This is a genomic window from Deinococcus sp., from assembly GCF_018260555.1.
GTDB lineage: Bacteria > Deinococcota > Deinococci > Deinococcales > Deinococcaceae > Deinococcus.
This window is the reverse complement of sequence record NZ_JAGLBB010000071.1, coordinates 1-12,780: the sequence shown is the minus strand read 5'-3', so window position 1 is coordinate 12,780 and position 12,780 is coordinate 1. Positions and strand designations below refer to the sequence as shown.

12 protein-coding genes and 1 pseudogene are annotated in these 12,780 nt (G+C 68.4%); 5 read left to right on the top strand and 8 right to left on the bottom strand.

Going from position 1 to position 12,780, the window contains the following annotated elements; translation table 11 throughout:
- The 3 genes from QZ271_RS12270 to QZ271_RS12260 all read right to left on the bottom strand — a co-directional run.
- Positions 1-216 (bottom strand): hypothetical protein (locus QZ271_RS12270; protein WP_291431876.1); only part of this gene is annotated, 216 nt, incomplete at its 3' end.
- A gap of 803 nt (positions 217-1,019) precedes the next feature.
- A complete protein-coding gene (locus QZ271_RS12265) occupies positions 1,020-1,454 on the bottom strand; it encodes a biopolymer transporter ExbD (protein WP_291431875.1) in 435 nt (144 codons plus the stop codon).
- Between the two features lie 52 nt (positions 1,455-1,506).
- Positions 1,507-2,187, bottom strand: coding sequence for a MotA/TolQ/ExbB proton channel family protein (locus QZ271_RS12260; protein WP_291431874.1), 681 nt, complete (start codon positions 2,185-2,187; stop codon positions 1,507-1,509).
- 529 nt (positions 2,188-2,716) lie between these two features.
- On the opposite strand from QZ271_RS12260, the gene sufC reads away from it, so the two are divergent.
- The 3 genes from sufC (at position 2,717) to sufD (ending at position 6,580) form a co-directional block, all read left to right on the top strand.
- Complete coding sequence (sufC, locus tag QZ271_RS12255; protein WP_291431873.1) at positions 2,717-3,472, top strand: Fe-S cluster assembly ATPase SufC; 756 nt, start codon at positions 2,717-2,719, stop codon at positions 3,470-3,472.
- Positions 3,473-3,584: 112 nt separating this feature from the next.
- The gene (sufB, locus tag QZ271_RS12250) at positions 3,585-4,991 is read left to right on the top strand and encodes a Fe-S cluster assembly protein SufB (protein ID WP_291431871.1); all 1,407 of its coding nucleotides are present in this window, start codon (positions 3,585-3,587) and stop codon (positions 4,989-4,991) included.
- A 236-nt stretch (positions 4,992-5,227) separates the two neighbouring features.
- Positions 5,228-6,580: a Fe-S cluster assembly protein SufD gene (gene sufD / locus QZ271_RS12245; RefSeq protein WP_291431870.1), complete on the top strand. Its 1,353-nt coding sequence runs from the start codon at positions 5,228-5,230 to the stop codon at positions 6,578-6,580.
- A gap of 70 nt (positions 6,581-6,650) precedes the next feature.
- On the opposite strand, the gene QZ271_RS12240 is transcribed toward sufD, so the two are convergent.
- Positions 6,651-7,826, bottom strand: coding sequence for a tetratricopeptide repeat protein (locus QZ271_RS12240; RefSeq protein ID WP_291431868.1), 1,176 nt, complete (start codon positions 7,824-7,826; stop codon positions 6,651-6,653).
- A 69-nt stretch (positions 7,827-7,895) separates the two neighbouring features.
- Positions 7,896-8,384, bottom strand: a complete 489-nt coding sequence (locus QZ271_RS12235) for a pyridoxamine 5'-phosphate oxidase family protein (RefSeq protein WP_291431867.1) — start codon at positions 8,382-8,384, stop codon at positions 7,896-7,898.
- A gap of 73 nt (positions 8,385-8,457) precedes the next feature.
- Between QZ271_RS12235 and QZ271_RS12230 the strand changes: the two genes are divergently transcribed.
- The gene (locus tag QZ271_RS12230; protein WP_291431865.1) at positions 8,458-8,817 is read left to right on the top strand and encodes a VOC family protein; all 360 of its coding nucleotides are present in this window, start codon (positions 8,458-8,460) and stop codon (positions 8,815-8,817) included.
- Between the two features lie 150 nt (positions 8,818-8,967).
- Entirely contained in the window at positions 8,968-10,041 is a 1,074-nt protein-coding gene (locus QZ271_RS12225; protein WP_291431863.1) for an aminopeptidase, read from the top strand.
- Between the two features lie 175 nt (positions 10,042-10,216).
- On the opposite strand, the gene QZ271_RS12220 is transcribed toward QZ271_RS12225, so the two are convergent.
- From QZ271_RS12220 to QZ271_RS12210, 3 genes and pseudogenes are all read right to left on the bottom strand, one after another.
- Positions 10,217-10,705: a GreA/GreB family elongation factor gene (locus tag QZ271_RS12220; protein WP_291431861.1), complete on the bottom strand. Its 489-nt coding sequence runs from the start codon at positions 10,703-10,705 to the stop codon at positions 10,217-10,219.
- A 139-nt stretch (positions 10,706-10,844) separates the two neighbouring features.
- Positions 10,845-11,990 (bottom strand): sugar MFS transporter, encoded by a 1,146-nt coding sequence (locus QZ271_RS12215; protein WP_291431859.1) that lies wholly within the window; start codon positions 11,988-11,990, stop codon positions 10,845-10,847.
- Between the two features lie 339 nt (positions 11,991-12,329).
- Positions 12,330-12,780: pseudogene (locus tag QZ271_RS12210) on the bottom strand (hypothetical protein); the annotation flags it as partial.

The window sequence follows — 12,780 nt, the reverse complement described above, 5'->3', positions numbered from 1 at the left end:
GCGGGCCGGGATGGCCGTCACGGTCGCCGGGTCCGGCGCCGCGGTGGGCCGACCGGCCGCAGCGCGCGGCGCGGCGTCGGGGGCAGCGTCGGGGGCGGCGCTCCTGGCAGAGGCACTACCAGCAGAAGCGCTGCTGGCGGGCGCGGCGTTCTCCCGGCGCGGCAGGGCCGCCACCGATTCAGCCGCCACCGATTCAGCCGCCACCGATTTAGCCACTGCCGACTCAGTCGGGGCCGCACGGGCAGGCGTGCGGGCCTGCGCGGCCGCCTCCGGTGTCTGCGGTTCCGGCGTGGGGGGGCCCGGCACTGGAGTGGCCGGCACTGGAGTGGCCGGCGTCGTCATGGCAGGGGTGCGTGCGGGAGTTGCCGGGGCCGGGGCGTCCGCGGTGGTCGCCGGGACACCCGTGACCGCAGCAGGAACCGGGTCTGACGGCGTGTCCGGCGCTGATGCCTGGGCGGCCACCGGGGCAACCGGTTCGACCGGTGCTGGGGTGGTTGGCTGGGGCGCCGCGCGCGCTGGGGTGGCTGATGGAGCCGGGGCGGCCGACGGAGCCGGGCTGGCCGCGCGGGGCGCCTCAGCACTCGGCGCGGTCTCGGGCGTGGCCGGGTCGGGTGTGGCGGCCGGGGTGGGCGCTGGGGTGGGCGCTGGGGTGGGCGCTGGCGTCGGCTGCGGGGGGGGCTCCACTTTCGGTTCTGGTTGTGCTTTCGGCTGGGGGGGCGTCTGCTGGGGCTTCGGGGTCGCCTTGGGCGTGGGTGGCGGCGTAGGTGCTGGCGCGGGTGGCGGCGCGGGGGCCTGCGGAATGGTGGGCGTCCTGACGGGCGTACTGACAACGGCTGGGGCCAGCGTCACGACTTCCATGGGTGCGCTGGTCAGGTCTGGCGGCGCGGCGGGCGGTAGAGGCTGGGGGCGCAGGAGCAGCAGACCCGTCAGCAGGGCCAGGTGGACTGCGACGGCCAACACGCCCGCCCGGACCTGCTCGCGCCGCTCAGGTGAGGAGCCGCCGGGGTGCGGAGCGGTGGTCACGGGGCGCTCTCCTCCGCCGCGCCGACAGGCTGGGTGCCGAGCGCCAGGCGGGAACCTCCGGCTTTCTTGATCTCGTCCATGACGCGAACGACCGTGCCGTAGTCGCCGCGTTCGTCGGCGCGCAGGCCCACCAGCCCGCCGGACGCTTTGACGAGCGGCTGCAGACGGCCGCCCAGTCGGGTCAGGGTGGTTTCCTGGCCGTTCAGGTAGAGCCGCCCGGCGCGGCTGACGCTCACGATGGGCAGGTCCGGGGTTTCCTGCACGGCGCTGCTGGCACGCGGCAGGTCCAGCGGCAGGGCGTTCTGCCGCGCGCCCAGGTTGCTGGTCAGGAAAAAGAAGATCAGCAGAAGCAGCACGATGTCCACCATGGGCGCGAAGTCGAAGGTCACGGTGTCCTCGTCCTCCCGGAAGCGGCGGCGGGCGGCGCTCACGCGGCCCCCACGGCGCTGCTTCTCACAGCGTTGGCCCTCACAGGGTCGGCTCTCACGGCGCACCGCCAAAGCTCAGAGCGACTTCCGGTAGGGGCGCGGCGGCCACACCGGGAAGGGTGGTGGGGCGGGTCAGCCAGCCGGGCAGGTCCTCGCGTACCTGTTCGGCCTGTAGGGCCAGCCGGTCGGCTTTCAGGCGCAGGGCGTTGCGGCACACGTACGCGATGATCGCCACGACCAGTCCGGCGGCCGTGTTGACCAGCGCCTCGCTGATGCCGGTGCCCAGCTGCGCGGGTGTGGGGTTGGCCGTCTGACTGAACACCAGGAACGACCGCACCATGCCGATCACGGTGCCCAGCAGGCCCAGCAGCGGCCCGATCTGCGCGGCGGTACCCAGCGCGCCCAGTCCGGCGTACAGGCGGGCGTCCTCGGTCAGCAACGCAGACTGCATGGCGGCCTGCGCGGCCTCGCCGCCCCGGTCGGCGCGGGCCAGCCCGGCCCGCAGGACCTGCGCGGCGGGGCTGGGGTGGGCGGCGCGGTCCACCTCGGCCAGCGCGGAAGCCGGGCCGCTCTCGGCGGTGATGGCGCGGGCGCGTTCGATCAGGGTGCGGGCGTCGGCACCCATGCGGGTCAGGGCCTGCGCGCGGGCGGCACTCAGGTACACGACGTACACGGACAGGGCCAGCAGGACCCACAACAGGGGTCCAGCGGCGCGGAGGAGGTCAATGACGTTCATGTCCTTCACGGGTAACACGCACGGCCGTGGCAAGCGTGAAAAGAGCGTGCGCGGCCCTCATGAGGTGGGGCGCAAATCGGGCGCCGGGAGCAGCGAAGGGGGCCGGTTACGCCGGGCGTTGACATGAGCGGGTGATACCGAATCCTACGGATTCCATTTGCCGTCTTAACAAAGGCGGAAGGTCGCTCTCGTGTCGAATCCACGTCAAAGCCTGCCTTGCTTCCACTCGCTGGGCGCCGCAGTTTTCCCGGTTCGCTCGAATAGAACGGTTGCTACCCATCCGTGCGTCGGATTCCGTATGAGAGTCGCTGGATCTCGCTCGCGGCCCTGTGCGGCTGGGTGGGGATCATGTCGCAATTCACGGTCCACTCATCCCCCCCTTTTCCAGCGTCAACTGCTCCCCGTCTCTTCCCGCCTGGAATCCGCAGTGAATCACTCGACTTTAGGAGGCGGCGCAGGTAAAATAACCGTGTAAGTAGGAATCATTCCTAACAAAATCCCGTCCCGATCCAATCCAGAAGGAGCCCGCATGACCCACCAGCTCGAAATCCGCAACCTGCACGCCACTGTCGGCGACACCGAAATTCTTAAGGGCATCAACCTGATCGTCCCCAGAGGCGAACTGCACGCCATCATGGGACCGAACGGCAACGGCAAGAGCACCCTCGCCAAGGTCATCGTCGGCGACCCCGAGTACACGGTCACGCAGGGCGAAGTCCTCGTGGACGGCCAGAACATCCTGGAGATGGAACCCGACGAACGCGCCCGCCTGGGCGTCTTCCTGGCCTTCCAGTACCCCGTCGAGATTCCCGGCGTGACCATCGCCAACTTCCTGCGCCTCGCCATGCAGGCCCGCAAGGCTGAAGGCGAAGAGGTCTCGTTTACCGAGTTCTACGGCAAGCTCCAGAGCGCCCTCAAGACCCTGGAGTGGGACGAGAGCATCGTCGAACGCTACCTGAACGCGGGCTTTAGCGGCGGCGAGAAGAAACGCAACGAGATCCTTCAGATGCTGATGCTGGAACCCAACTACATCATCATGGACGAAACCGACAGCGGTCTCGACGTGGACGCCCTGAAGATTGTCGCCAGGGGCGTGAACTCCATGCGCGGCCCCTCCCTGGGCGGCCTGATCATCACCCACTACCAGCGCCTGCTGGACTACATCGTGCCTGACAAGGTGCATATCATCGTGAACGGCAAAGTCGTGCAGACGGGCGGCCCCGAACTGGCCAAGAAGCTGGACAGCGAAGGCTACGACTGGGTCAAGGAACTCGCCACGGCGTAACGCCGCAGAAGGCTGAAGGCAGAGGGCCAGAAGCGCCTTAGTAACAGCTCACGCCGCGCCTGCGCCATCTGCCTTCGACCCTTTGCCATCTGCCCCCTGAAGGAGCACCCCCATGACCATTAATCCCGAAGTGAACGAGATCAACAAAGAGTACGAGTACGGCTGGAGCAACCCCGAACGCTACGCCGTGAAGGCCCCCAAGGGCCTGCGCCGCGACGTGGTCGAGATGATCAGCCGGGCCAAGGACGAACCCCAGTGGATGCTGGATTTCCGTCTCAAGGCGCTGGACATCTTCTATTCCAAGCCCATGCCCACCTGGGGCGCGGACCTGAGCGGCCTGAACCTCGACGAAATCTACTACTACATCAAGCCCGAAGGCGCGAACGCCCGCTCCTGGGATGACGTGCCGGACGACGTGAAGCAGACCTTCGAGCGTCTGGGCATCCCCGAAGCCGAGCGCGCCGCGCTGGCCGGAGTGGGCGCCCAGTACGAGAGTGAAATGGTGTACCACAACCTGAAAGAGGAGTGGGAGAAGCTGGGCGTGGTGTTCCTGAGCATCGAGGACGGCCTGAAGGAATACCCGGAGCTGTTCCGCGAGCACTTCGCCACCATCGTGCCCCCCGAGGACAACAAGTTCGCGGCCATCAACTCCGCCGTGTGGTCGGGCGGCTCGTTCGTGTACGTGCCCAAGGGCGTCAAGGTGGACATCCCCCTCCAGACGTACTTCCGCATCAATGCCGAGAGCAGCGGCCAGTTCGAGCGCACCCTGATCATCATCGACGAGGGCGCGCAGGCCCACTACATCGAGGGCTGCACCGCCCCCGCCTACTCCAGCGACTCCTTCCACTCCGGCGTGATCGAGATCGTCGTGAAAGAGGGTGCGCGCTTCCGCTACAGCACCATCCAGAACTGGAGTCACAACGTCTACAACCTCGTGACCCAGCGCGCCGCCGTGTACGCGGGCGGCGTGATGGAATGGGTGGACGGCAACCTGGGCAGCAAGGTCACCATGAAGTACCCCGCCTGCTACCTCCTGGAAGAAGGCGCGCGCGGCGAGGTGCTGAGCATCGCCATGGCCGGGCGTGGGCAGCACCAGGACGCAGGCGCGAAGATCGTGCACTTCGCCCCGAACACCAGCGGCACCATCGTCAGTAAGAGCATCAGCAAGGACTCGGGCCGCAGCTCCTACCGTGGCCTCGTCAAGATCTACGAGGGTGCCAGGGGCAGCCAGACGAACGTGGAATGCGACGCCCTGCTCCTCGACGACGAGGCCCGCACCGACACCTACCCGTACATCGAGATCGAAGAGAAAGACGCCCGCGTCGGCCACGAAGCCACGGTCAGCAAGATCAACGACGAGCAGATCCTGTACCTCCAGAGCCGCGGCCTGAGCGAAGACGAGGCGGCCGGACTGATCGTGCGCGGCTTCATCGAACCCATTGCCAAGGAACTCCCGCTGGAGTACGCCGTGGAACTGAACCGCCTGATCGAACTGGAAATGGAAGGCTCGGTCGGCTGATCTCGTTCACCTGCCTGAGCCGTGGAGTGTGACCAGCCCAGCAGGCGAGCGGATTTCATGACCCGGCCGGGCGACCCCCCGGCCGTTTGGAAGGCTGCCCTGGGGAGGCTCCTGGGGGGCCATGGTGTGCCTCTGGCCCCAGTGGAACTGGCTGCGCAGCGAACTGATGGGGTTGCCCGTGCTGGAGCAGCCGCTCTTCATGGGAAGGCCCATAACAACGTAATCAAGGAGGGTTCATGACCAAATTCAATGATCAACTGGCGCAGGTGCAGGGGCCCGAGTGGCTGACCGCCAAGCGTAAGGAAAGCCTGGAGCTGTTTACGGCGCTGGATGTGCCGCAGGAGAACGTGGAAGCGTGGAAGTACACGCGCGTGGACGTGGATTTCGACGCGCTGCGCCCTCACGGGAAGCGGGACGTGGTGTCGGACGTGTCGGCGTTGCCGCAGAGTGTGCAGGACCGACTGACCGGCACGGACGTGGGTGCGTTCCTGGTGCTGGACGGCCCGGACGTGGTGTACCGCACGGAACTCCCGGCCGAGCTGAAGGCCAAGGGCGTCATCTTCACTGACCTGAAAACGGCCGTGGAGCAGCACGCGGACAAGGTGCAGCAGTACCTGTACTCGGTGGTGCCGGCCGAGGTGCCGGACGACACGACGATCGCCGCGCCCGGCACGACGCCCAGCAAGAGCCCGGATCCCAGCGAGGGTAAGTTCTCGGCGCTGGCGGCGGCCCTGTGGACGAACGGGGCGTTCGTGTACGTGCCGCGCGGCGTGGAGGTCGAGTTGCCCCTGGGTTCGTTCCGCGTGATGAGTGACGCCGGGACGTACACCGCGACCCGCACGCTGGTCGTGGCCGAAGAGAACGCGCAGGTGACGTTCATCGACGAGCAGGACAGCGAGGCGCTGCCCGGCACGTACGCGATCGGCGCGGTGGAACTGGTCGTGAAGGACGCCGCGCGCGTCCGGTACGTCAGCATTCAGAACTGGGGTGAGGGCGTCACGCACATTCAGCGGCAGCGTGGGGACGTGGGCCGCGACGCGACCCTGAACTCGCTGGTCGTCACGATGGGCGGCACCCTGAGCCGCACGGAGATGCAGTCATACCTGCGCGGGCAGGGGTCGAACAGCGAGATGCTGGCCCTGTACTTCGCGAACAGGGATCAGCACTTCGATCATTACACCCTGCAACACCACGCCGCGCCGAACGCGTACAGCGACCTGCTGTACAAGGGCGTGAACAACGATGCTTCGGTTGGCGTGTTCAGCGGCATGATCAAGGTGGACCTGGGCGCGCAGAAGACCGACGCGTACCAGAAGCACCGCACGCTGATGCTAAGCAGCGACGCGCGGAACTTCAGCGTGCCGCAGCTGGAAATCAACGCGAACGACGTGCGGTGCAGTCACGGCAGCACCACCAGCCCCGTGGATCAGGAAGCCCTGTTCTTCCTGCGGTCGCGCGGTATTGCCCGCGAGGTCGCCGAGAAGATGCTGGTCACCGCCTTCCTGGAGGACGTACTGGGCCGCGTGCCCCTGAAGAGCGTCGTGAAGTACATCGAGGGCATCATTGCCCGGAAGGTCGGCGCCGCTTAAGCAGTCCGCCTGCGGCGGCGGTCAGTTCCTGCGGGAGCTGACCGCTCTGCTTTGCCCGGCGCGCTGTCCGTCACCACTTGCTGCCCCCGGAATTGTCACGGCCAGAGCTACTGCGGCCACTGCTCCAGCTGCTCCGTTCACTCTTGCGCAGGCTGGACGGGCCACTGGTCTGCCGCTCCTTGCGGCGCTCTGCTTCCGCCGCCAGCCGGGCCTGTTCTTTCGCGGCCTTCTCGGCTTCTTCGGCCGTGTACGCGGCGTGGGCGTCGTCACTCTGCGCGGCGGCGTGCAGGCGGCGGTACGTGGCTTCCATCAGGGCGGCGCTGATGCGGTCGGCCAGGGCCTTCTCCTGCCAGTCCATCACCTGCGCGGCCAGTTGCTCAAGCCGGCTGGCGCGGCGCTGCTCTTGCGGGGTGTCGCGGCGCGCTCCGGCGAGTTCCTGTTGCACCTGCCGTTCCAGTTCGTCGGCAGTCAGAGCAGCCTTCTCGACGCGTGCGGCGCGGCTGGCCTCCTCCTGCGCCATGGACTGTTTGACCGCACGCACCGCCCACCACGCGAACCACACCAGCACCGCCCCCAGCCCCCACCACACGTACCGCCACGGGGATGGCGCCAGTGCCGGACCGTTCAGGACGGGTGGCTGGTTCTGCTGCAACGCCCGTTCCAGTGAGGCCAGCGATTTCGGGTCCGCGAAGCCCAGGTCGGGCGACAGGGCACGCGCCCGTGCCAGCGCGGCGCGTGAGGCGTCCCACTGCCGGGCAATAGCCTCGGTCATGGCCAGCAGGTAGTACGCCTTGGGATCGTCGCCCTCGGACAGCAGTACGTCGGCCAGCAGGCCACGCGCGGCGGCGGGGTCGGCCACCATGACCTGCTCGATCTCGCCGGGAGACTGAAAAGGCACGCCGAGTTCCTGCTCGTCCCACTGAGGCAGCGCCTGCGCGCGGCTCAGGGCGGCGCGGGCCTCCGGGAGTCTCCCCTGCCGCGCCTGAATGCGGGCCCGCAGGAGCAGGGACCGCGCAGATTCCGGGTGCGCGGCCGAAGCGGCGCGGGCCGCGGTTTCTGCTTCGGTCAGGCGCCCCGCGTTCATCAGGGCGATCACCTCGTCCGGCGTGAGCAACGTCGCGGCCACCTGAACGCTGCGGGCCACCTGCGCGGGCTGTGGCGGTGAGATCAGGGTCGCCCCGGCGCCGGGCAGCACGAGGGCACCCGTGAACAGGAGAGTCAGGATGAGCTGGGGCAGGCGCTTCACGCTCCGTACTGTACGACCCGCCGCGCCCGCACGCCGCCTCATATGACCTGCTGTCAGGGCGCGTGACCCTTACAGTTCGATCTCGCCGTCTTCCTCGCCCCACCAGTTCACGCGCCGGGCTTTTACTTCGATCATGGTCAGGCCGGGCGTGTCCAGGCCTTCTTTGAACCACTGCGTGAGTTGCTCCTGCCAGTGCTCCTGCATGGCGTCGCGGTCGGTGGTCAGGGTGGCTTCGCCCTGCACAGCCACGAACAGGAATTCCTTCTCAGCGCGGAAGTTCAGCTGCACGTGCCTGTTCTTCCCGATGTCCCTAGCAGTGCGGGAGTCCGCCCAGGTAAAGAAATAACTGGTGCCGTTGTACTCGACGTCGCCGTTGTTGCTCATGGGTCTGGAGGCGAGGCGGCCGTCGCTGGTGACGGTGGTCATCAGGCACAGGTCCAGGCCGCGCATCCGGCGGGCCAGCTGGGTCAACTTCGGGTCGGGCATACCTGCCACGCTACGCGGCCCGCTGCGGCCCGTGATGCGGCGGGATTCATGGAAGGGCGAGGCGGCCTTCATGCAGCCTTACGTGGCCGCTCCCTTTGCAGGGGTGCGTGCACTCTGTGGGGGCGGCGCGGGGTATCAAGGCCACATGCGACTCAATCACCTGAATCTGAGCGTCACGGACGTGCCGGGCACCGTTTTACTCATGGAGACCTTTTTCGGGTTTGCGCGCACGGCGGACATGCCGGTGAACGAGCACATGGCGTTCCTGCGCGGCCCGGACGGGTTTCTGCTGTCCATGTTCCGCGCGCGGGACGTGGCGTACCCGAAGTCCTTTCACGTGGGTTTCCTTCAGGACACGCCCGAGCAGGTGCTGGCGGTGCGCGAGCAGCTACTGGCGGCCGGGTTCACAGTACCGGAACCGCAGCGCAATCACGGCCGCCTGACCTTCTACTTCGACGCGCCGGGCGGGTTCGTGATCGAGGTGGAATCGTTCCTGGCAGAGTGATCCGGACTCCGAGAGAGACGGAATTCATCAGGCTGTCATCCGGATGAAGCCGACCGAAGGTCGTGGGGCCGCTCACCCCACGTCCCTGCCTGGGCGTGCGTTCCGGGCGTGGGCGGGCAGGCGCATACTGGGCCGCATGAGGCGGGCAGCGTGAGATGGGCGGGCTGGCGTGTGCAGGTGGCGGGCCTGCTGGGGGCGACCGCGCTGACCCTGAGTGGGTGCGCGCCGGTGCAGTACCTGACGCAGGCGGCGGGCGGGCAACTGGACCTGTTGCGGCGGGCGCGGCCAGTCGAGGCGGCCCTGGAGGACCCGGCCACGCCGCCGGAGGTGCGGCGCAAGTTACGGCTGGCGTCGGACGTGCGGGCGTTCGCGGTGGCGCCCGAGGCGGCGGGTGGGCTGGGCCTCCCGGATCACGGATCTTTTCTGAAGTTCGTGGATGTGGGCCGTCCGTTCGTGGTGTGGAACGTGTTCTCCGCGCCGGAGTTCAGCGTGACGCTGGACACGTCGTGCTTCCCGGTGGCGGGCTGCGTGGGCTACCGGGGCTACTTTGCCGAGGCGGGCGCGCGCGCCTACGCACAGGAGCGGCGCGCGGAGGGCCGGGACGTGAGCGTGGGCGGCGTGAGTGCGTACTCCACGCTGGGCTACCTGAAGGATCCGCTGCTGTCCACCATGCTGGCCTACCCGGACGCCACGCTGATCCGCACGGTCATTCACGAGCTCGCACACCCGGCCCTGTACGTGGCGGGCGACACGGTGTTCAACGAGTCGTACGCCACGGCCGTCGAGGAAGAGGGCCTGCGGCGCTGGCTGGCCGCGCACGGCACGCCGGAGCTGCGCGACCAGGACCGGGCGGCGCAGGCGCGGCAGTCGGGGTTCGAGGCGCTGCTGCTCGACGCCCGCGCGCGCCTGGAGGCCCTGTACGCCCAGCCGGACCTGCCTGACGCTGACCGGCGCACGCGGAAGGCGGAGCTGCTGGCGGACCTGAACGCCCGCTACGCCACGCTGAAAGCCTCGTGGGGCGGGTACGCGGGGTACGACGCCTACTTCGCGCGCGGCGTGAATAATGCCTCGCTGGGCGCCGTGGCGGCGTACGCGACGATGGTCCCGGACTTTCAGACGCTGCTCTCAAGCGTGGGCGGGCACCTCCCGGCGTTCATCGAGGGGGCGCGAGTGTGCGCGGGGAGACCGCAGGCCGAACGAAGCGCGTGCCTGCGCGGTTCCTGACACCAAGTTCATCTGATGCGGAGTCCGCTCCATTCCGCAAAGGGGCGTCTGTCGTTCCTCCTCGCATCCGCTCCGATTGATTCGGGACTGCACCGGCTCAATCGGAACCCGTTTTGCTCCCACTCGCTTCGCTCGGATTGAACGGGCTTTGCAGCCCATTTAATCGGAGTCGGTGTCAGTACTCGATGCTCTTGACCTTGTACTTCATCTGCTTGCCGTTATCGAGGTTGACCACGAAGGCCTCGCCTTTCTTGCGGCCCATCAGTTCCTTCCCGACGGGGCTGTCCTCGCTGACGCGGGGCAGGCTGCCACCGGTGACGGCGGCTTCGGGGGCACTGACGACCTGCACCTTCATGTCCTTCTTGGTGGTCTCGTTGCCCAGCATGACAATTGCGCCAAGTTCCACGCGGCCCTCGTTCTCGTGGTCCTCGATGACGCTGGCCCGGGCCAGGGTGTCCTCGAGTTCGTCGATGCGCGCCTCGATGTTCATCTTCTCGCGCTTGGCGTCTTCCAGGCCGGTGTCCTCGGTATCCGAGCTGGTTTCCATCTGCTCTTGCAGGATACGGGTGGCCTCGGCAAGGCGGACCATTTCCTGCTCAAGGGATTTCTGAAGGCGTTCAAAACCTTCACGTGTGAGTTTCACCTGTCTCGTCGCTTGTGACACTCTAGGCCTCCGTTGCGCCGCCGGGTGCTCCGGCGAGGACTCATGAACTGATGGGGTTGCGCTGCTGGGCATCCGGATCGGATTGGGGAGAATCAGCGCGCATTCTGCCACACACCCTCCTCACTGACAACGGCGGGGGCTAGGGCGTAGCCGCGCCCGGGCGCAGCGGGGGCCGCGCCGGGCGGGCCATGCGGGCGGTCAGCACCGTGAACAGCGCCAGTAACGCGGCCAGCAGCAGCAGGAACCCCGGCACGGCCGGCGCGCCCCAGCGGGCGAACAGCGCCCCCAGCAGCGCCGGGGCAATCACGCCGCCCACCGACCCGGCCACCAGCAGGAACGGCACCAGCCGCGCGGACAGGGTCCGCGTCAGCCACGCCAGGGTCGTACCGAAGACGGGGGCCAGCACCAGCCCGGCCAGCAGGTGCGCACCGGCCGCCAGTTCCGGGCGCAACGCGGCCGCCGCGCACACGGCCACCGCAGCGGCGCACAGCAGCACCACCCGCGACGGTTCCCAGCGGGCCGCGAACACGCCCGTCAGCACCCGCCCGACCGTCAGTGCGCCCCAGAACCCACTGAGAATCAGCGCGGCGCCGCTCACGCCGACCTCGGTCAGGTAGCGTACGGTCCACGCGCCGTACCCGGCTTCCAGGCCCACGTAGCACGCGATCAGCGCGGCGAACAGCGCGAACTGCGGCCCGGGCCGCGCCGCGCCCGCCTGCGCCGGGGCAGCCACGATGTCCGGCACACCCCACACGCGGCCCGCCACGAACGTCGCGGCGCACAGGGCCACCACCACCAGGAACGGCCCGCCCAGCCGCGCCCCCAGTTGCGTGGCGTCCAGTCCGGCCGCGCCCACCCCGGTCAGGGCGGCGACCAGCAGCGGCGATACCATGCTGCCCACCCCGAACACCGCGTTCACGAGGTTCACGGGCCGCGCACCCACGCTGGCGTACGCGGCGTTCAGGCAGGCGCTCACGCCGCCCAGACCCAGTCCGCCCACGAACGCCGCAGTGACCGCCACGCCCCACGCCGGCGCGAACACCACGCCCAGCATGCCCAGCGCCAGCACCAGCAGACTGAGCGACACGCCCGCGCGCACACTGACGCGCCGCAGGGCCGCACCCACCACGGGAGGCGCGACGGCAGAGCCCAGGAAGTGCGCGCTGGCAATCAGGCCCACCACGGCCGTACTGACCCCGAACCGCGCCTGAAACACCGGGAACGCCGGGCCGTACATGGCCTGCAGGAGCCCCAGCGTGAAGAACGCCGCCGTTCCCACGGCCATCAAGGGCAGTGAAGCCCGCACGCGCGCCTGAATCTTCCCGGAACCCCTCACGCGAGGGACCCTATCATACGGACTCCGATTGAAGAGGCTGCAAAGACCCTTCAATCCGAACGAAAGCGAGTGGGAGCCGCAGCGGGTTCCGGGCGTGGAGGTGGCAACCCAGATCGTCGCTGCCTTGCCAGCGAAACAGACGGAATCCGTATCACACCCACTCCAGTTGCTTCGGTGCGCAGGCCGGATCACCCGCCGCGCCCCGCACCTAAAGACACCCCTGATCCGGGAAGGTTCAGGGGTGCGGTGCCGCGCAAGCGGAACGTGCGGCTCAGTGGGACCCGTCTCTCAGCGGGGCAGGGCGACCAGCGCGAAACGCCACCGGTTGGCCTTGGCGTCCGCGTCGTGCCACTCGTAACCGACGCTGCCGCCCAGCAGGGCAGGCACGCCGTCGATTCGAAAGGCGATATCCGCGTCGGCCGTGGCGGTCTTGCCGAGCCAGTCGCGGTACGCGCGGACCCGCACGGCGCCCAGGCCGAAGCCCTCGGCGGGCGGCAGTCGGTACGTGAGGCTAGCGTTACTCGACCGCGCCCGCCCAAAGCCGAAATCCCCGATGGCGGTCTCCCCCACCGCGAAGCGCTCGAAGTGCGAGGCGTCCAGGTTCAGGCCCGCTGCCAGCGGCACCCCGATGACAGCCGTCACGTCCGCGCGGCCCTGCGCTTTCCCCTGGGTGGGAAAGGCGTACCTGCGCACCGTGGTGTACAGGCCGGTGTTCACCTTGCCGTAGGCCCGGCTATCC

What these genes read in the sequence shown, in the direction of transcription:
- QZ271_RS12260 (WP_291431874.1), bottom strand. Translation starts at nt 2,187, where the DNA reads ATGAACGTCATTGACCTCCTCCGCGCCGCTGGACCCCTGTTGTGGGTC.
- sufC (WP_291431873.1), top strand. Translation starts at nt 2,717, where the DNA reads ATGACCCACCAGCTCGAAATCCGCAACCTGCACGCCACTGTCGGCGAC.
- sufB (WP_291431871.1), top strand. Translation starts at nt 3,585, where the DNA reads ATGACCATTAATCCCGAAGTGAACGAGATCAACAAAGAGTACGAGTAC.
- sufD (WP_291431870.1), top strand. Translation starts at nt 5,228, where the DNA reads ATGACCAAATTCAATGATCAACTGGCGCAGGTGCAGGGGCCCGAGTGG.
- QZ271_RS12235 (WP_291431867.1), bottom strand. Translation starts at nt 8,384, where the DNA reads ATGAAGGCCGCCTCGCCCTTCCATGAATCCCGCCGCATCACGGGCCGC.
- QZ271_RS12230 (WP_291431865.1), top strand. Translation starts at nt 8,458, where the DNA reads ATGCGACTCAATCACCTGAATCTGAGCGTCACGGACGTGCCGGGCACC.
- QZ271_RS12215 (WP_291431859.1), bottom strand. Translation starts at nt 11,990, where the DNA reads ATGGCCGTGGGAACGGCGGCGTTCTTCACGCTGGGGCTCCTGCAGGCC.